A 17,714-nucleotide genomic window follows, 5' to 3' on the forward strand; every position below is an offset into this window, starting at 1 on the left:
ATCTAGCAGTGGGCTATTTATTCGGTCTATGTTAGTTATTAGTTAGTCTATGCCATATTCGCGATCAATTGATAGACCACAATAAAGTGAACGACTGCGGCTGCGACTACGCACAGATGAAAAATCTCGTGATAACCAAAGACTTTCGGAAATGGGTTCGGTTTTTTAAAAGCGTAAATCAGCGCCCCAGCCGTGTATATCACCCCACCAATCACGAGGAGCCACGAACCTAAAACCCCAACGCCACGACTGATATCTTTAATATAAGGTAAAGCCATCCACCCCGCAGCAATATAAATTAAAGCCGCTAACCACTTCGGAGCTTTAATCCAAAATAGCACCTGAACGATACCCACCAATGTGATACCCCAAATAAGCAGTAATGGAGTCACACTTTTCTCTGGAGGCAACGCTAACATAAAAACAGCCGTCGACGTTCCCGCGATTAATCCAAATATTGCGGCGTGATCTAAGCGGCGCATGATCTGTCGGGCTTGCGGTTTCCACTGAATACGATGATAAAGGCCACTGATGGCAAACATCAAAACTAAACTGATAGAGTAGACGATAGCAGCCAAAGTGGTTCGGGCATCTGAACACTTTGCAATTAACATCAAACAGGCACCTAAACTGACAAATCCAGCAGCCTCATGAAATCGACCACGTAAAAAGGGTTTTAAAACTTCAGAGCTGCTGATGGACATAAATTAGATATCTTTCTGAGTGTAGGTAAAATCAATATCCCAGTCATCTTGGCATAACTCAATGGCTGAGCGTGCTTCAGTCAAAAGCAACGTCGAGCGATCTTTTATACTCAGATAACCTCTTAGAATTTTATTACGAGGCCCCACCAAACGTTTTACTCGACGAGCTAACCCACCTTTTACACGATTTGATTTTTGGTATACATGTGATTGCATTTGTACCTCCTTGTTTTTTATTAAAGGGAATTGTCATTGCAATTACCTTCTTTAAAAACAGTATACATGTGTTTACCAAAAATAAAAAGTCAAAATCGATGGAGCTTTTACTCAAGTCATATTGACGACGATAAAGGGGCGAAATAACATAACTTATGGCTATAACAAAAAAAGAACAGAAGTCCCAGACTCGCCGCCAACTGCTACTAGCTGGACTAAGACTGAGCTCAGAAAAGGGCTTTAGCAGCCTCAGTATACGCGAGGTGACAACCAGCGCTGGGATCACTCCTGCCGCTTTCTATAAACATTTTCACGACATGGAAGAGCTGGGGCTTGCTATGCTCGATGAAGTGGGACTCAGCCTACGCCAAATGTTACGGGATGCACGCCGACGCGTCGACACGGACTTAGACCCGATACGTGCCTCTGTAGAAACATTCCTTAGCTTTGTTCATGACAACAAAAATCTTTTCCGACTTTTACTAGGTGAACGCCAAGGGGCGACTTCAGCTTTTCGTATGGCCATCCACACAGAAATGGATCGCTTCGTCGCCGAACTGGCCATCGATCTGGAGCGTCTTCAAAGTGCCATCAATAGACCCTTAAACAATCCAGTCCTCGCTGCAGAGTCGATTGTTGCTGTCAGCTTCACACTCGGAGCGGAAGCTCTTGATCTACCTAAACACAAGCAAAGTGGTTTAACAGAACGTATTGCCTATCATATTAAAACAATTCTGCGCGGCTCACTGAAAGCCAATAACACTAAAACCTCTACCGCCAAAGCAGCAAAAACTCCCAGTTCCAGCCGCAAAAAACGCAAAGCGAATTAAGCGACTGGTGCTATTATAAATAAGCTAAATTGCTAATTGAGTTCTTTCGAGCGTGGCCCCATCGACATAAAATCATAGCCCGTAGGGTTCTGGAAAAATCTCAAACCAAACTCAGGCAAGATACTCAGGATATGATCAAAAATATCAGCCTGAATCCCCTCGTAAATCGCCCAACGTGTGTCGCGTGTGAAAACATACAGTTCAATGGGCAAACCCTCAGGCCCTGGCTGTAATTGTCTAACTAAAAAAGTCATATCCTGATGAATCTGAGGATGGTTTTTTAAATAGGCATCCAGATAAGCTCGAAATGTTCCTACGTTCGTCAGACGGCGTCTGTTTAAACTGCCCTTCTGAACATCTGGCGGCAATTGCTCGTTATAATCTTGTAGCTCTTTGTTCTTTTGCTCAAGATAAGGCCGCAAAAGTCGATACGAAGAAAACTTTTCAATATCTTCAGAAGTTAAAAAGCGAATCGACTGTACATCGATGTAGAGCGATCTTTTTATTCGGCGACCACCCGACTCTTGCATACCACGCCAATTTTTAAAAGAATTCTCAAGAAATTTATGCGCTGGAATAATCGTTAATGTTTTATCCCAGTTCTGTACTTTCACTGTATGCAAAGTGATTTCACGGACATCACCATCCGCATTGAACTGTGGCATTTCGATCCAATCGCCAACACGGATCAGATCATTTGTTGTCAATTGTACACCCGCCACCAACGATAAAATGGAGTCGCGGAAGACCAACATAATAATCGCCGTCAAGGCCCCTAAACCGCTAAGGATTAACAATGGCGATTTATTCATGAAAACAGCGATAATACTGATGAAGCCAAAGCAGTAGGCGACGATTTGAATACCTTGCAGATAGCTCTTGATAGGGCGAGTTCTAGAGATGGGCTTCTGAGTATAAACTTCATTCACGACCCGTGACAAGTTTGTCAGTACCAGCAGACTGGCTAAAATAAACGATGCCAGCCCAAATCGCTCAAGCACAACCACCATAGTCGTTGGCAAATGGGGCATCCATGATAGCCCCTGATAAATAATTGTAATATAGACAAGACAAGAAACCCAAAAAAGTAACTTCTGATCTTTTAAAAGTGCTATTGTATAAAATTTGCTATCACGAAACCAGTGTACGACAAATTTTTGTACAAAGATCTTAATGCAAAAATGCACAACGAAGATAAGGGCCAGTAACACCAGAAACCCACTTAGGGTTTCAAATACTTTCACATTAGCTGAGTAAAATTCCGACATTGCATGAACTGTATTTTTCTAAAAAAATTTTATCAAGTCGCACTGGGTAAATATGTTTAAGCTTTCAGCGCTTGCTGACGTACTCGATAAACTTGAAAATAGTACATTAAGAAAAATAAACTTCCTGATGTTAAAGCTGGGATTATAAATCCGCCATAATGCCAGTGAGTAAATGCATAACCACCAGCCAAAGAGCCCAAGAAGAAAAATAATATGATCCCTGTTCTCATCATAATGGCACGAGTTTCTTTAAACATATCTTCTTGTAGTTTTTTTCGATTGATTAAACGAACAAGGCCTATTCCTAAATCTGTGGTGATACCGGTTAAATGCGTCGTTCGCACAACTGATTTCGACACAGTGGTTACCGTCGCATTTTGCAGACCACAGATAAGACACAGTAGCGCTAGTAAAACGTGATCTCTTAAAAGAAAAAAGGGCTCTCCGAATGTTCCGAAGTACCCCAGCAACCCTGCAATTAAAACACCCAACACTAATAGAAAAATCAAACCAAACGACAGGTAATATTTAGGACGCTTATGTTGTTTCAGACGAATATCGACTAATTGTGCACTTAACATACATCCGATTAGAAAGAACAAAGGAACCACTAACATCCCATAGGCATCTTTATAATCAGCGCGATTCACTTCGTAACCAAAAAATGTAGCAAACCCCGTTACGTGGGATACGAATCTATGACAGGCCATAAAGCCACCCATATTAAGCAATCCAGCCTGAAAGGCCATGCTCATCCAAATACTCACGTTAGTCGGCGTGTACTCAGAAATACTCTCGTTACCGAACAACACTTGTCACCTTCTTACGAACTTAACTTTTTTTGCAGAACTCCAGATATTTTTTAACTAAGCTCTGAAGTCTTTCCTTCATCTTAGCATCTTGAATGTCATTTGTATCTGTTAAATTTTCGTGTGCTTTTGAAAGACCAAACATCTCTGGGTATACATGACATCCCAAAACTTCTAATGGCACGCGTCCGTGCCATAGGCCTCGTACCCCGCCTAAAGCTCCCGGTGAAGCCGCCAATAACAGAACATGCTTACCAGATAAAGCATTAGATGGATGACGAGAAACCCAATCCAAAGTCGTTTTCAAAGCAGAAGAGATCGATCCATTATATTCTGGGGAACTGATAATCAAAGCATCACAGCCTTGAATTTTTTCGATCAATGATAAAATCCCTTGAGGAATTCCAGAAGAGGCTTCAACATCGCCATCATAGATTGGAATTGATAGCGATTGTAAATCTACAAACTCCACTTCTGCGAGTTTTTCCGTCCCAACAAAATTTTCAACAAAATGACAGAGTTTTTTGTTTAAAGACTTCTGTCGCAACGAACCCGCAAAAGTAAGAACTTTCATAGTGATATCTCTTTAAAGTAACTTTAAATTACATTCTTCTATGGGCGCGACCAAATAGATCGAATACCACGAAGTCTTCAGCAAAATTTAACTCGAAACGACCTGAAGAAAAGCCCTCAAAGAAAGGACGGAATTCAATTGTAAAACGGCATGTTTCATTTGGTTCAAGACCACGTGAGCAACCATGGAAAGCAGCAAAGTCTGAACCCCAAATACGAGCATCACGGAATGTCAAAGGAGTAGCGCCTGTATTTCTTAGAACATAACTTTGGCTCAAACGAGAATGCACAAATGTCGTTCCAAAATCCAAACGATAATAATCTGCCGTATTTACAACAGAGTTGGCCTCAGCCGTGATTTCCAATTGAGCTGCCTGAGCGGATAAACCTAAAACCATAGCTAAAATAGCAGAAACGATTTTCATATTGATCTCCTTCTTGAGTTCATAAAATGACTGTTTATGAATAAGTCTAGAAGACCTCTACCTATAAATTCAATTTCAATTAGGACTTGCCGCCCTATGTTGAGCGCAATATTTTTTTTGCGTACTGTTGATATTCCATATTTACAGCCTCTACCTTTAGCTCTGCCACAAATGGGACATCGTAAGAGTGCAGCTTAACAATTTCTTTTTGAACTTCCTTAGAAAACGAAGTCAGTGTCTTAAAATACACAGCCACTTCTTTACTTCTTTGCAGTTTTCCCTGCCACATATACAAGGACTCCACATCTTTTACGATGTTAGCACAGATCACTTTACCCTTCTTTAGCAAAAGGCTCGCTGTCTTTTTGGCTTCAGTGCTATCAGGATATAGACAGTAGACAATCGTCATCTTATCTGACTTGCTATTTTTACTCATGCTCACTCACTTTATACTCTCTGAACTATTCAAAAGAACTCTTCAAAATTTTACAAAAAACAGATTCTAAGTAGTGATCTAACCAGCGACGTCCATAGGACGTGTTTTTTTGTTTTGAAAAATAACCCATGTGCCCGCCATAGCGCTGTAAACTCAAGTGAACGGAAGAGCTCCACGGAGCCGTAAGATAATCCTGAACATCAATAAAAGGGTCATCGTAGGATGACAGCACAAATGTTTTTGTCTGAATACGATCCACATAGTTCATTGACGAACATTGCGTGTAGTAATCTAAAGCATCTGCAAAGCCATTGAGCTTAGATGTATACCAGTCATCGATATCAGTTGTTCTAGCCCATAGAGGAACGTGAACTTTTTCACCTTTTCGTTCTTCGATCATTTTCTTTAACAGAAGACAAAACCTCATATCGTAAACACGAGAAAAACCTGCCGACAATAGACGAGCACTCTTAGCCAGATCCAAGGGAGCATTCACCACCACAGCATAATCAGGCTGCTCTTCCCCATAGCGCAAACTTAATAGATTTAGTAAAATACTGCCGCTCATAGAAAAGCCCACAGCTATTTGCTGTGTATCGGGAAAACGCTGCCGACACCACTTGATCACCTCAGAAGCATCTTCTCCTCGTCCCGAGTGATACGTCTGACGAGCGTGCGTGCGTATTCCCCGATGGTTGACCTGCACAATGTTCCAACCTAGGCGCTGTGCCAGTATCGCTGATCTTCTGATGTAATCCGATTGAGCATCACCCGCAAGACCATGATATAAACTCACGGTATAAGCCGATTGATTATCTACATACTCCAGTAATAACTCATCTCCGTCAGGTAACGTTAATACTTGAGAATCAAAGCCAAAGTGTGTTTTTTCAGAGGGAACAATGTGTCCCAAAACTGTCTGAGTATGCCCTGTTGCAAATGGCAAATAGGGCACAAAAGGATCTAATTCTAATTCGACTTTTGAAAATGAAGACCTCATCTCATCACCAAATTTTAACTCTGTCAGAAGGCTCTAAATACAACTTGTTCTTTTTTGTACACTGATAGGCTTCGTGAAAACCACTTTGATGTTTAACCTGTTCGTTCACGCGTGCAAAACCCAATGCATGTGGATCTGTTTTTAGCTGCATCTCTTTCGTTTTTTCACGCATCACATTACACCATAGGCGCGCATACGATACAAAAAAGCGTTTTTTATCTTCTACATTCCCTTTGTTTTGTGGGAAGGCGGCATTGTAAGAAAAAGTCAGTCCTACTAAGTCCGCAATATTTTCACCTTGAGTTAACTGTCCATTGTGACCGACTTTATTAAATTGCTCGATCATACGACGCCCTCTTTCTTGGAACGTCTTCACATCCTCTTCTGTCATCCACTGATTCAACTTGCCGCTGGCATCAAATTTCGAGCCTTCGTCATCAATACTGTGACCAAGTTCGTGCCCAACCACGGTTCCAACAGCACCAAGATTTTCAATCATGTCCCCGTCCTTCATAAAGAACGGATATTGTAAAATCCCAATAGGCAAAACAAATTTATTCTTATCTGGAGAATAATAAGCGTTCACTGTCAATGGAGCCATCCCCCACGCCTGTTGATTTACACCTTCACGTAATTTCTTAAATGCACGTTTGTGCCCCGCTGCTACCAGACGCTTAACATTTTCGTTAGATTTCTTCGGGTCCATTTTCAGAATGTCTTTAAAGTCCCACTCTCTTGCATTGTTTGGTTTCACAAGCTGCAATTGTGCTGTTTTGATTTTTTCAACAGCCCCTTTTTTACTCTGCTCTGAAAGCCAATCATTTTGATTAATACCATCTAAGATAGAAGCTCTGATTTTTTCAGCGACCTCTTGAACTTTTTCTGCAGGGAACTTAGGAAACAATCTAGGTAACAATTCCAAATCTAATTCGCGACCGAAAGCTCCCATCACGGCTCCAGTACACCGCTCTTGGCGATCTGGACGCACCAATGGCCCCCCAAGATATTTATGACTGAACGCCATTCTTTTTTTGAATAGTTCAGGATAGGCATCATCCATAATTCCACGAGCATTACGATAGGTATAAATATCCTTAAAGACCTGCAAGTTTTCAGGTTTTAATTCTTTTTGTAAAAACTCAAACCCCTCAGGCACAAAATCGCGAATTAAGGTTTTAATGGGAATATTGGCCATAAAGAACTGTTCCAACTTCAGCGGAGCCGCCCGTTTCAGAAATTCAGCTCGTTCAATCCGTCTAGGCTGAGTATAGCGCTGGCGAAACTCTGCCGGATACGGATAGATGTCACGGAACTGTTTCTCGAACTTAATCATGGCCGCAGCTCGCGGTACAAATGTGCTCGGGTCTTCCTTCGGGTAGAGTTCACTAAATGTGTCGACGATCAACTGCTGATAATCTTTCAACAATTCTTCATTGTCATAATAACTGTGTTCAGGAAGCCCCATCAGCGAAATATCAAACATCACATCATAAATCAGTGGGTTGTCGATATTGGGAATAATTCCATACCCCGCCAAAGACCACTTTTCACGTGTCATATTTTTTCTATTCAAGTCTACGAATTGCTCCAACTTTTGAATACGCTTCACTTCGTCTGTCAGCTCAGCCACTAGCTGCTTTTCTTCTTTAATAGACTCAGATTCATTCATACAGGCAAGATAGTAATTTTTAAATTGCAATGAACGATCTGAAAGTTTTTTCTCTTGCTGGATATTCTTAAAGAAATCCTTCTTTTTTTCTAAAATTCTTTCACTCGAGTCTGAAAATGCAAATACGTGTGCGCTACGATCATCGCGCAACTTGAATTCAGACTCTACTTTCGAGCAAACATATTGATGAAAATCGTCGCATGGATTTACTTTGTCATTCAGTTCAAATTTACGCACATCTGGAATGACAGAAGATGGTTCGACTTGTGCCGTTGCGATAGCTCCCATCACTAAAGAAATTAAAAAAACAACACATCTCGATTTATTCATACAACTCCCAGCTTGCATAGTGTCTATAAGAACTCAATTCTGACATATCCCGTCTTCAGGCGTGAAGCTTTTTTTACACAATAGACATCATCTGAACTTCAAGTGATAATAAGGCCATATTTAACTTAATATGGCTTAATTCTTTTGTATTAAATTTTGTGTTTTAAACTTTGTTTAAACTTTAAGGAGTCTTCATGTCTGTCCCATTTATCGATCTGAAATCACAATACCTTGCTTTAAAAAACTCAATTGATTCTCGTATTCAAAAAGTTTTAGAAAGCGGGGCCTACATCGGCGGTCCAGAAGTCGCTGAACTTGAAAAGACCCTTGCTCAACATACCGGCGTGAAACACTGCTTAGCTGTTGGTAGCGGTACGGATGCTCTGCTAATGCCACTTATGGCTCTGGGCATTGGTCGAGGCGATGAAGTGATCACCACTGCTTTTTCATTTATCGCCACAGCCGAAACAATCGTCCTTGCTGGTGCCACTCCTGTATTTGTCGATATCGATCGCCAAACATTTAACATTGATCCGAAAAAGATCGAAGCCGCAATCACACCACGCACAAAAGCGATCATGCCCGTTTCTCTTTACGGACAAGCCGCAGACTTAGAAGAGATCAACGCGATTGCAAAAAAACATAATCTCTTCGTCATCGAAGATACGGCACAGTCTTACGGAGCCATTTACAAAGATAAAAAAAGTGGAGCTTGTACAACTGCTGCCGGCACCTCTTTCTATCCAGCAAAACCACTTGGTTGCTACGGCGAAGGCGGAGCTATTTTCACAAATGACGATCAACTTCATATTGCGATGAAAGAAATTCGCGAGCATGGTTCGGAAAAACGCTACTACCACACGCGCCTTGGACTTAATGCAAGATTAGACACCATTCAATGTGCCATTCTTTTATCAAAAATGGAGCGTTATGATTGGGAAGTAGAACAACGCGATCGCCTAGCTAAACGCTACACCGATGCATTTAAAGGCCTTGAATCGCTAGATGCACAATTTTCTACACCTCATGTAAAAGCCGAAAATAAAAGTGTTTGGGCTCAATACACTGTAACGGTGACTAATCGCGATCTTTTCCAAAAGAAAATGTCAGAGCTTCAAGTCCCAACCGCAGTTCACTACCCTATGACAATGCCAGACCAACCTTGGTATAAGAAGAATACTCCGGCTACCCACGATATCAGCATCTCTCGTTGGGCCGCAGACCATGTTGTCAGCTTACCGATGTTCCCTGATATGGACCAAAAGACTCAGGACATCGTAATTGATGCTGTAAAAAAATCTGTCGAATTTTCGGCAAAACAGGCGTAGTCTGAGTCTTATGAAAACAGAATTCACGCCGCTTAAAAATGTAGTTACACTAGATGCTCCAAATGGACAAATCACATGGGGAGACGCAAAGAACTTCGTTCTATTTGCGGGTCCCGACATCATCGAAGATGAAGGCATGGTCATCGAAACAGGTTTAGAAATTAAACGTGTCACAGATGCGCTAGGAATCCCATGGATCTTAAAATGCTCATTTGATAAAGCCAATCGCCAAAGCGCCAGCAGCTTCCGCGGACCGGGTATGAAGTCAGCGCTGCACTCTTTGGACAAAATTAAATCTAAATTGGGCTGCGCTCTTATCACAGATGTACATGAAACAATCCAAGTAGAAGAAACAGCTCAATATGCTGAAGTGATTCAAATCCCTGCGTTTCTATCACGACAGACAGATCTGCTTGTGGCCGCGGCAAAAACTGGTCGCGTGATCCACATCAAAAAAGGACAGTTCTTAGCACCTTGGGATATGAAAGCTATCGCGCAGAAAGCCGTACAAGCCGGTAACAGCAAACTTTTACTTTGCGACCGCGGAACAACCTTCGGCTACAACCGCTTAGTTAATGATATGACCGGCTTGGTTGAAATGCGTCGTTTAGGTTTCCCTGTTGTGATGGACTGTACCCACTCGACCCAATTGCCGGGTGCTACTGGGGAATCCAGCGGCGGACGTAGTGATATGGTGTGGCCATTAGCACGCGCAGCCGTGGCTGTGGGCGTCGATGGAATCTTTGTTGAAACTCATCCAAATCCTGCTGAAGCTTTATGCGATGGACCCACTTCATTACCTTTAAAAAACCTAGAGGGTTTTTTAAAGAATTTGCAGCTTATTTTTAAGACGCATCAAGCTTAAAAACTATCCTCAATCCGTTCCGTTTATTCCCCTTTTGTTTCCTTTGGGCTCGTAGACTTGACTCTTTAGAGCCCAAGGTCATTATTAAAGACGCATGAACTTCCTAAAAAAAATCTGGCGTCCGCTTTTGGCTTTTTCTCTTATTTTCGTTCTTATAAAAAAGGGACCATTCAGTCTTGAACAGCTGACTTTTGTTTTAACCAATCCGTTTATTTTAGCGTTGGGGCTTATTATCTTTTTAGGGCAACAATTACTATTTGCTGCCCGTTGGAATCTATTTGTTAATCTGATTGCTCCTTTAACGGCCTTTAAAGCTTTGCAATTAAACTTAATCGGAAGCTTTTTTAATTACTTCATACCGGGTGGTGTCGGCGGCGATATCGTGAAAGCTCTTGAGCTTTCAAAAACAAAGGCCATGACTCGCTCTGAGGCATTATCGACAGTCCTCTCGGACCGCGTGTTCGGACTTTTTGCCATGATCACTTTCACATTCCTGTTTCTTTCATGGGACTACTATCTACAACGTGAAGCTTATCTAGTAAAATTCTTACTTCTTAGCATTGCACTATTAGCTGGAATTATCTCTGCTCTTTTGTTTTTACCCATGGTGCTCACGCAGGTTTCGCGTTTTCTTTCAACCAAAGACTCTGCCATTTTAGTAAAATTAGAAAAACTAGTTTCTAGCCTACACTTCACATTTGTCACGTTCCGCAAAACTAAACTACAAGCGAAAAGCTTCGTTCTGAGTTTTGTAGGACAGCTAATTGGAATCTTCTTCATGTATAAGGTGGTCGAAGCCTTAGGTGTAACGCCACCCTCATTCCTTGTGTTCTTCGCTCTTTGCTGCTTTTGTTTTGTGGCTTCAGCTATACCGATTTTTCCAGCGGGGATCGGCGTCGGCCAAGCTGCGATCTATATTATGTTTCAAAATATCAGCGACGAAATCGCACAAGCCGCAATCACTGCTATTACGACCTTACAGATTTTTAATTTATTTTACGCCCTTATAGGAGGGGCCATTTTTTCTTTCAGACCAAAGATGAAAGAGGAGATAAAAAATCACGCTTATGAAAAAACGTAGTACGATCAAAACCTTCAACGTTCACGGTTCCGACTCCACCCAAGCATGGGAATTTTCGCATCACCTTGTCCCCCCAATGACCGCTTCTACCACCTTCCGACTCAAGTCTCTTAAACGTGGGGCAGACGGTTTCCAACTCTTTGCCAACCCTAAGCAACTGAAGAAAAATAAAACTGATCCTATTTGGATTTACGATCGCCTTGAAGAGCCTTCATCGAAAATGCTCGAAGAACAATTGGCTAATATGGAAAATGGCGAAGCTGCTATTAGTTTTTCTAGTGGCATGGGTGCTATCTCGGCAGCTCTTTTAGCTTTCTTGAAAAGTGGTGATCATGTTATCTCTCACAAAACACTTTATGGCTGTACTTATAGTTTAATCACATCGTGGCTTCCACGCTTTGGAATTGAACATCAGTTAATTAATATCAATGATCTAACAGCCTCTGATTTACGTAATCCTAAATTAAAAATTTTATATTTCGAGTCTGTCTCGAACCCTTCGCTCGAAATTGTCGACATCAAAAAAATCAGCAAATTAGTTAAAGCCGAAAACAAAAACCGCAAAGAACAAGATCGCATTAAAATCGTAGTCGATAATACTTTTGCAACACCATGGGGAATGCGCCCACTAGAACATGGCGCTGACCTTGTTATTCAAAGTTTAACAAAAAATATCGCCGGCTTTGGAACAGAAATGGGCGGTGCCATCGTTACTTATCAAAAGCACCTTAGCCAGTTGCTTTTAATTCGCAAAGATATTGGTGCGATCATGCATCCTCACTCGGCATGGAATATCATGGTCTATGGTATCCCCTCGCAAGTACTGCGCTTTGAAGCCCAACAAAAGAATGCTTTAAAAGTAGCCCAGTATCTTGAAAAGCATCCGCGCGTCGAAAAAGTCTTCTATCCAGGCCTTTCTTCATTTCCTCAGTACAAACTGGCGAAATCACTTTTAAGATCCCCAGCTGGAGACTTTGCCCCAGGACAAATGCTGACCTTTACACTGAAGGGCTCAAATAAAACCACAGAAAAGTTCATCAATCATATCGCGACTAAAAGCTACTCGATCACATTGGCCGTCAGTCTTGGGCTTATTAAAACGCTCATTGAAGTACCCGGCCTTATGACTCACGCCGCCGTCCCAAAAGAGCAGCAAGAGAAGTCAGGGATTCCAGCAAAACTCATTCGTATGAGTATTGGCATTGAAGATACAGAAGATATCATTCAAGATTTAGAGAAAGCTTTTAAAGTCATTTAGAAATTGAAAGGGTCCTTTCATGACATTGTTAACGAAACAACTGATTAATCTGATCAGACTATTACACTCTGACACTGGACAAAATCAGATTGCCGCTGGTTTGGCTTTCGGAATATTTCTTGGGTTTGCTCCGTTTATTTCACTGCAAACCTTTTTAGTCTTATTCATCACTTTTGTTTTCCGCGTGCAACTAGGAGCTGTCTTCATTTCAGCTTTCTTCTTCAAATTCATAGCCTACTTATTAGATCCTGTGGCGGATCCCATTGGAAGAGCTCTGCTTGAGCATGAAGCCCTACGTCCCCTATGGACATGGATGTACAATGTACCTCTGCTCCCAATGACTCGTTTTAACAACTCGATTGTGATGGGCTCTTTTATTATCTCGATTATTCTTTGCCCGATCCTATTTTTTGTCTTCAAACAACTGGTGATCAAGTATCAGGTCACATTGGTACACAGACTCGAAAAGACAAAAGCGTGGAAGTTCTTCAGCGCCACTCGCTTTTATATCTGGTACAAAAAATATAACGACCTGTACGGAGCCTAATCATGAGCAAAACAACTACAACTCCTCCTGTAAAAAAAGTCAAAAAACAGGGCCCAATCCGTTGGAATGCCATTATACCTTTTGCCATCCTAATGGTATTAACTTACCTCTACTTCACTTTGTTCTTTGATCTTCATATGAAGAAAGCCATTGAATGGACTGGTTACCAAGCTCTCGGAGCTGAAGTAAATGTCGGTCAGTTCAAAAGCTCTTTCTTCAAGGGCCATGTTCAAATTTCTAAATTAGAGCTGACGAATAAAGAAAAGCCAGATTACAACTCAATTGAATTTGCCGACATTCGTTTTGACCTGAACTGGGATGCTTTATTGCGTGTAAAATTTGTCATCGAAGAAATCGCAGTTGAAGGCATTCAGTTGATGTCTAAACGTGCGTATCGCGGGAAAGTGGCTCCACCTAAACCACCATCAAACGAACCCGGCTTTGTGGACCAACTACAAAGTAAAGCCCTCAATAAACTCGACAAAGACAACCCCAATAACATTTTGGGAGATGTAGCTCAGTTCCTACAATCAGGTAACTTCGATGCTCAAATCCAAAATCTAGAAGGCCAACTGGCATCTAAACGTCTGATCGAGCAAATGAATCAGAAGTGGACAGCTAAGCGCACTGATTGGGACGCTCAGATCAAAACACTTCCCACGTCAGAAGATCTAAAAAATCTGAATACGCGCTTTAACAGCATCAAATACAAAGACTTTCAAAATCTTCAAGAGTTAGACGCTTCCATCAAAGAAGCCGACTCTTTAATTAAAGAAATTGATGCCCGCACAAAACAAGTCCAAGAGCTAAAAAATAACTTCGAAACGGATTTAAAATCTTTAGATCAAGACAGAAAAGCAATTGAACTACAGATTAAAACCGATATCGATACACTTAAGAGTCATTTTAAAATTCCGAAAATCGATGCCAGCAGCTTCGCTAAAGCTCTTTTCATGAGTTATCTGACTCCGTACATGCGTAAACTCGATGACTACAAAGCGATGTTACAAAAGTACCTTCCGCCGAAGTATGCAAAAATGATCGATGGGGAAAAGACAGAGGCCGTTGATGACACGATTCAACCGCACCCTCGCACAGTTGGGGTTACATACGAATTCCCGATTCAAAATGGTTACCCACTGTTTTGGATTCAAGCTATTCGTATTAGCTCACAATCTAATGCACAGGCCGACTATGGTGACTTTAAAGGGCTTATTAGCCACATCACCTCAAATCAAAGACAGATTGGCAAACCGACAACACTTAAAGTGGATGGGGACTACAAATCACTAAGTCTAAAAGGCATTCATATCAATGCACTTTTCAATAACATCAACCCAGAGGTCTTAGTTAAATTCGATCTTGGAGTCGATTCTTACCCAATTAAAGATATTCGCCTGATTCAAAGTAAAGAGGCCGATATCGCTATTCCTTTGAGTGACTCAAAGTTCTTCACATCGGGTGAAGTTCTGGGCTTCAAAACATACGACCTTCGACTTTCAAATGCGTTCCGTCAGGTCAAATTTGATATCTCGGCAGAAAATAAAATCGTCGATGAGGTTCTGAAAAGCACACTGGGAACAATCAGCCAGTTTGATCTTCAGGCTTCTGCAAAGGGCGAACTAAAAAACCTCGATATCGACATCCGCTCAAGCCTTGGTGGTGACCTTGAACGTGCATTTCAGAACCTTCTGCAAAATAAAATCAAAGAGGCTAACGAACAACTGCAAAAAACAGTTAACGCTGAAATTGACAAGCTAAAAGCTCAGTTCAATGCCGAAGTGGATGCTTTAAAACAGCAGGCCGAAGGTGAAATCAAAAAAGTACAAACACAGCTAGATGCTCAAAAGAAACAAACAGAGGACAAAATCGCTCAGGCTAAAAAAGACTTCGAAGATCAGGTCAATAAAGCCAAGAAGGAAGCTGAAGATAAAGCCAAAAGCGAACTTCAAAAAGAAGGTCAAAAACAGCTCGACGGACTAAAAAAGAAATTCGGACTATAAAGTCCAAGGAACCCATTAAAGAAACGTCTCAAATAAAAAGAGGAGCCCATAGCTCCTCTTTTTTATTTCTAGTTATTTTTATTTCTAGATTAAAAGCCTTTAGCAGCAATGCCTAAAGCTCAAAGTTATTCCAATCCACGACAGATTTGATCATTTGAACTCGCGCTCGATCCGAACGCACCACCGCACTCATGGGCAAGCGGTCCGCATTGATAAATTTAGCCAAAGCATTGTCTTTATCCCACACACGGATAAAGCGATTGCTATCAAATTCTGGGAAACTCTTCATAAACTTCGCAATATCTTCAGATTCTTCATCTAAAGAGACCACGATAAATGTCACTTCTGGATTCTTATGGGCAAACTCAATCAGTTCTGGCACTTCGTTCACACAAGGACCACACCAAGAAGCCCACAGATGCACGACAACAGGCTTCTGAGGCATGAATAGATCGTCAGCTAGCAGTAGAGGTGCCCCTTTATAATCGCGCACCACAGCCGCTTTAAGGCCGTCAAATAACTGCTCGGGACTTAGCTCTTCCGTCACCGCCACGGGACGCTTAGGAGCAAAGCTAAAACTAAAGTAGTTCCCTTTAAAAACGGCATAGGTAAAGGCGATGGCTAAAACGACAAATACAAGCGTGATTTTGAGTTTCATGTTAAGCTTCATGGCGTCGACACTAGCGCCATTTATTCAATTATTGAACCCTTTACGCAAAAAAAAACCCAAGGTTTTCACCTTGGGTTTCCAACATCAAATTGAAAATCAGATTATCTGCTAGCGTGCATTGCTGCACGAGATTTGCTCTGGATTTTTCTAACAGTTTTCTTAGCTTTAGTAGCTGCAACTGCTGTTTTCTTTTTAGCTTTGCTCACTGCTTTTTTCGCAACTTTGTCTTCTTTTGTTGCTTTAAATGCAGGTTTAGCAGCTTTTGCTTTGAAATCGTAATCAACGAACTCTAAGAAAGCCATCTCTGCCGTGTCACCTGGTCTACGACCAATTTTGATCACGCGAGTGTAGCCGCCATTACGGTCCTTAAAGCGCGGAGATACGTTTTTAACGATATCTAACGCCGCGTCTTTATTAGCCAAACGAGCCACTAAAAGACGGATTGAGTTTAAGTCACCTTTTTTACCCAAAGTAACTGCTTTTTCAATGTGACGTCTAACTTCTTTAGCACGTGCTACAGTCGTTTTAATACGACCATGCTCTACTAAAGAATTCATCAAACCACGCAAAAGAGCCTTACGAGGACCACTTTTACGACTAAAATGTTTTACTAAACGACGATGAGATGCCATCTCGAACTCCTATATTCTTACGCTTACTGCACTTCTTTTTTAACTGACACTGGCATTTGGTTAGGATCCCATCCCGGAGGTGGCCATCCTTCGATCTTCATTCCAAGACCCAAGCCCATAGTCGTTAAGATTTCTTTAATTTCATTTAATGATTTACGGCCGAAGTTTTTAGTCTTCAACATTTCAGCTTCAGATCTCACAACTAACTCACCGATGAAGCGAATATTCGCATTCTTCAAGCAGTTAGCAGATCTAACACTCAACTCTAAATCATCAACTGAGCGGAACAGATTTTCATTCAATGATGATGTACCTGCGCCTCTAACTTCGTCAGTTGGCTCAAGTGATTCATCAAAAGTTAAGAAGATCTGTAATTGTTCTTTTAAGATTTTTGACGCCAAAGACACTGCTTCTTCAGGCTTCAAAGAACCATCAGTCCATACTTCTAAAGCCAAAGAATCGTAATCTGTTCTTTGTCCTACGCGAGCATTAGAAACTGAATAGTTAACTTTTCTGATCGGGCTGTGAAGAGCATCAACACCGATAAATCCAACTGGTAGATCTTCAGCACTGTTCTCAACAGGAGCATAACCGCGACCATAAGAAACGATCAACTCAGCGTTGAAAGTTGCATTATTGCCCAATGTAGCAATGTGCTGGTGAGGATTCAAAATTTCAATTTTGTCAGATGTAGAGATATCTGCAGCCGTAACTACACCAGGACCTTTTTTTGAAATTTTCAATGTCAAAGCTTCTGAGTTATACTGTCTGAAACGAACTTGTTTCAAGTTAAGGATAATATCAGAAACATCTTCAAGCACATCTGGAATAGTCGAGAACTCATGTAAAACACCTTCGAATTTCACTGCAGTTACTGCAGATCCCATCATAGAGCTTAATAGAATTCTTCTTAATGAATTTCCAAGAGTAACACCAAAACCTCTTTCAAGAGGGCGTACGACAAATTTAGCGTACTCTAAAGATTGAGTATCTTTCTCGATCTCGAATCCTTTTGGTTTAATTAACTCTCTCCAAAATTTATAATAGTGCTCTTGCATTCTCGTCCCCTT

General features: G+C 41.4%; 19 protein-coding genes. 7 read left to right on the top strand and 12 right to left on the bottom strand.

Going from position 1 to position 17,714, the window contains the following annotated elements; all coding sequences use genetic code 11:
- Nucleotides 1-47: 47 nt before the first annotated feature.
- Both trhA and A11Q_RS09405 read right to left on the bottom strand, forming a co-directional pair.
- Nucleotides 48-704 (bottom strand): PAQR family membrane homeostasis protein TrhA, encoded by a 657-nt coding sequence (gene trhA, locus A11Q_RS09400; protein WP_015470575.1) that lies wholly within the window; start codon nt 702-704, stop codon nt 48-50.
- A 3-nt stretch (nt 705-707) separates the two neighbouring features.
- Complete coding sequence (locus tag A11Q_RS09405; protein ID WP_015470576.1) at nt 708-920, bottom strand: hypothetical protein; 213 nt, start codon at nt 918-920, stop codon at nt 708-710.
- A gap of 155 nt (nt 921-1,075) precedes the next feature.
- Here A11Q_RS09405 and fabR point away from each other — a divergent pair, with 155 nt between their 5' ends.
- A complete protein-coding gene (gene fabR / locus A11Q_RS09410; protein WP_015470577.1) occupies nt 1,076-1,750 on the top strand; it encodes an HTH-type transcriptional repressor FabR in 675 nt (224 codons plus the stop codon).
- Nucleotides 1,751-1,782: 32 nt separating this feature from the next.
- Here fabR and A11Q_RS09415 read toward each other — a convergent pair whose 3' ends face one another.
- The 7 genes from A11Q_RS09415 to A11Q_RS09445 all read right to left on the bottom strand — a co-directional run bounded on the left by A11Q_RS09415 (nt 1,783) and on the right by A11Q_RS09445 (nt 8,260).
- Entirely contained in the window at nt 1,783-3,018 is a 1,236-nt protein-coding gene (locus A11Q_RS09415; RefSeq protein ID WP_015470578.1) for a mechanosensitive ion channel family protein, read from the bottom strand.
- Between the two features lie 56 nt (nt 3,019-3,074).
- Nucleotides 3,075-3,830, bottom strand: coding sequence for a YoaK family protein (locus A11Q_RS09420; protein ID WP_015470579.1), 756 nt, complete (start codon nt 3,828-3,830; stop codon nt 3,075-3,077).
- A gap of 19 nt (nt 3,831-3,849) precedes the next feature.
- Complete coding sequence (locus A11Q_RS09425; protein ID WP_015470580.1) at nt 3,850-4,401, bottom strand: NADPH-dependent FMN reductase; 552 nt, start codon at nt 4,399-4,401, stop codon at nt 3,850-3,852.
- Nucleotides 4,402-4,429: 28 nt separating this feature from the next.
- Complete coding sequence (locus tag A11Q_RS09430; RefSeq protein WP_015470581.1) at nt 4,430-4,825, bottom strand: Ig-like domain-containing protein; 396 nt, start codon at nt 4,823-4,825, stop codon at nt 4,430-4,432.
- Between the two features lie 94 nt (nt 4,826-4,919).
- A complete protein-coding gene (cutA, locus tag A11Q_RS09435) occupies nt 4,920-5,261 on the bottom strand; it encodes a divalent-cation tolerance protein CutA (RefSeq protein WP_015470582.1) in 342 nt (113 codons plus the stop codon).
- Between the two features lie 25 nt (nt 5,262-5,286).
- Nucleotides 5,287-6,261, bottom strand: coding sequence for a YheT family hydrolase (locus tag A11Q_RS09440; RefSeq protein WP_015470583.1), 975 nt, complete (start codon nt 6,259-6,261; stop codon nt 5,287-5,289).
- A 4-nt stretch (nt 6,262-6,265) separates the two neighbouring features.
- Nucleotides 6,266-8,260: a M13 family metallopeptidase gene (locus A11Q_RS09445; RefSeq protein WP_015470584.1), complete on the bottom strand. Its 1,995-nt coding sequence runs from the start codon at nt 8,258-8,260 to the stop codon at nt 6,266-6,268.
- Nucleotides 8,261-8,454: 194 nt separating this feature from the next.
- Here A11Q_RS09445 and A11Q_RS09450 point away from each other — a divergent pair, with 194 nt between their 5' ends.
- The 6 genes from A11Q_RS09450 (at nt 8,455) to A11Q_RS09475 (ending at nt 15,342) form a co-directional block, all read left to right on the top strand.
- Nucleotides 8,455-9,588, top strand: a complete 1,134-nt coding sequence (locus tag A11Q_RS09450; protein ID WP_015470585.1) for a DegT/DnrJ/EryC1/StrS family aminotransferase — start codon at nt 8,455-8,457, stop codon at nt 9,586-9,588.
- A gap of 10 nt (nt 9,589-9,598) precedes the next feature.
- On the top strand, nt 9,599-10,453 hold the full coding sequence (gene kdsA / locus A11Q_RS09455) for a 3-deoxy-8-phosphooctulonate synthase (RefSeq protein ID WP_015470586.1): 855 nt from the start codon (nt 9,599-9,601) through the stop codon (nt 10,451-10,453).
- A gap of 94 nt (nt 10,454-10,547) precedes the next feature.
- Nucleotides 10,548-11,534: a lysylphosphatidylglycerol synthase transmembrane domain-containing protein gene (locus tag A11Q_RS09460; protein ID WP_015470587.1), complete on the top strand. Its 987-nt coding sequence runs from the start codon at nt 10,548-10,550 to the stop codon at nt 11,532-11,534.
- Nucleotides 11,521-12,792 carry a trans-sulfuration enzyme family protein gene (locus tag A11Q_RS09465; protein WP_015470588.1) on the top strand — a complete coding sequence of 424 codons (1,272 nt, stop codon included), beginning with the start codon at nt 11,521-11,523 and terminating at the stop codon, nt 12,790-12,792. The genes A11Q_RS09460 and A11Q_RS09465 overlap by 14 nt, the downstream gene beginning before the upstream one ends.
- 19 nt (nt 12,793-12,811) lie before the next feature.
- Entirely contained in the window at nt 12,812-13,339 is a 528-nt protein-coding gene (locus A11Q_RS09470) for a TIGR03546 family protein (protein ID WP_015470589.1), read from the top strand.
- A 2-nt stretch (nt 13,340-13,341) separates the two neighbouring features.
- Nucleotides 13,342-15,342 carry a TIGR03545 family protein gene (locus tag A11Q_RS09475; protein WP_015470590.1) on the top strand — a complete coding sequence of 667 codons (2,001 nt, stop codon included), beginning with the start codon at nt 13,342-13,344 and terminating at the stop codon, nt 15,340-15,342.
- 112 nt (nt 15,343-15,454) lie between these two features.
- Here the strand turns inward: A11Q_RS09475 and A11Q_RS13940 are convergent, their stop codons facing one another.
- The 3 genes from A11Q_RS13940 to A11Q_RS09490 all read right to left on the bottom strand — a co-directional run bounded on the left by A11Q_RS13940 (nt 15,455) and on the right by A11Q_RS09490 (nt 17,702).
- Nucleotides 15,455-16,000 carry a TlpA family protein disulfide reductase gene (locus tag A11Q_RS13940; RefSeq protein WP_051056765.1) on the bottom strand — a complete coding sequence of 182 codons (546 nt, stop codon included), beginning with the start codon at nt 15,998-16,000 and terminating at the stop codon, nt 15,455-15,457.
- A 113-nt stretch (nt 16,001-16,113) separates the two neighbouring features.
- Nucleotides 16,114-16,644 carry a 50S ribosomal protein L17 gene (rplQ, locus tag A11Q_RS09485; protein ID WP_015470592.1) on the bottom strand — a complete coding sequence of 177 codons (531 nt, stop codon included), beginning with the start codon at nt 16,642-16,644 and terminating at the stop codon, nt 16,114-16,116.
- 23 nt (nt 16,645-16,667) lie between these two features.
- A complete protein-coding gene (locus A11Q_RS09490) occupies nt 16,668-17,702 on the bottom strand; it encodes a DNA-directed RNA polymerase subunit alpha (protein ID WP_015470593.1) in 1,035 nt (344 codons plus the stop codon).
- Nucleotides 17,703-17,714 lie beyond the last annotated feature (12 nt).

This window comes from Pseudobdellovibrio exovorus JSS, assembly GCF_000348725.1.
Lineage (GTDB): Bacteria > Bdellovibrionota > Bdellovibrionia > Bdellovibrionales > Bdellovibrionaceae > Pseudobdellovibrio > Pseudobdellovibrio exovorus.

Coding starts and splice junctions, on each gene's coding strand:
- trhA (WP_015470575.1), bottom strand. CDS start 704: ATGTCCATCAGCAGCTCTGAAGTTTTAAAACCCTTTTTACGTGGTCGA.
- A11Q_RS09405 (WP_015470576.1), bottom strand. CDS start 920: ATGCAATCACATGTATACCAAAAATCAAATCGTGTAAAAGGTGGGTTA.
- fabR (WP_015470577.1), top strand. CDS start 1,076: ATGGCTATAACAAAAAAAGAACAGAAGTCCCAGACTCGCCGCCAACTG.
- A11Q_RS09415 (WP_015470578.1), bottom strand. CDS start 3,018: ATGTCGGAATTTTACTCAGCTAATGTGAAAGTATTTGAAACCCTAAGT.
- A11Q_RS09425 (WP_015470580.1), bottom strand. CDS start 4,401: ATGAAAGTTCTTACTTTTGCGGGTTCGTTGCGACAGAAGTCTTTAAAC.
- A11Q_RS09430 (WP_015470581.1), bottom strand. CDS start 4,825: ATGAAAATCGTTTCTGCTATTTTAGCTATGGTTTTAGGTTTATCCGCT.
- cutA (WP_015470582.1), bottom strand. CDS start 5,261: ATGAGTAAAAATAGCAAGTCAGATAAGATGACGATTGTCTACTGTCTA.
- A11Q_RS09440 (WP_015470583.1), bottom strand. CDS start 6,261: ATGAGGTCTTCATTTTCAAAAGTCGAATTAGAATTAGATCCTTTTGTG.
- A11Q_RS09445 (WP_015470584.1), bottom strand. CDS start 8,260: ATGAATAAATCGAGATGTGTTGTTTTTTTAATTTCTTTAGTGATGGGA.
- A11Q_RS09450 (WP_015470585.1), top strand. CDS start 8,455: ATGTCTGTCCCATTTATCGATCTGAAATCACAATACCTTGCTTTAAAA.
- kdsA (WP_015470586.1), top strand. CDS start 9,599: ATGAAAACAGAATTCACGCCGCTTAAAAATGTAGTTACACTAGATGCT.
- A11Q_RS09460 (WP_015470587.1), top strand. CDS start 10,548: ATGAACTTCCTAAAAAAAATCTGGCGTCCGCTTTTGGCTTTTTCTCTT.
- A11Q_RS09465 (WP_015470588.1), top strand. CDS start 11,521: ATGAAAAAACGTAGTACGATCAAAACCTTCAACGTTCACGGTTCCGAC.
- A11Q_RS09470 (WP_015470589.1), top strand. CDS start 12,812: ATGACATTGTTAACGAAACAACTGATTAATCTGATCAGACTATTACAC.
- A11Q_RS09475 (WP_015470590.1), top strand. CDS start 13,342: ATGAGCAAAACAACTACAACTCCTCCTGTAAAAAAAGTCAAAAAACAG.
- A11Q_RS13940 (WP_051056765.1), bottom strand. CDS start 16,000: ATGAAACTCAAAATCACGCTTGTATTTGTCGTTTTAGCCATCGCCTTT.
- rplQ (WP_015470592.1), bottom strand. CDS start 16,644: ATGGCATCTCATCGTCGTTTAGTAAAACATTTTAGTCGTAAAAGTGGT.
- A11Q_RS09490 (WP_015470593.1), bottom strand. CDS start 17,702: ATGCAAGAGCACTATTATAAATTTTGGAGAGAGTTAATTAAACCAAAA.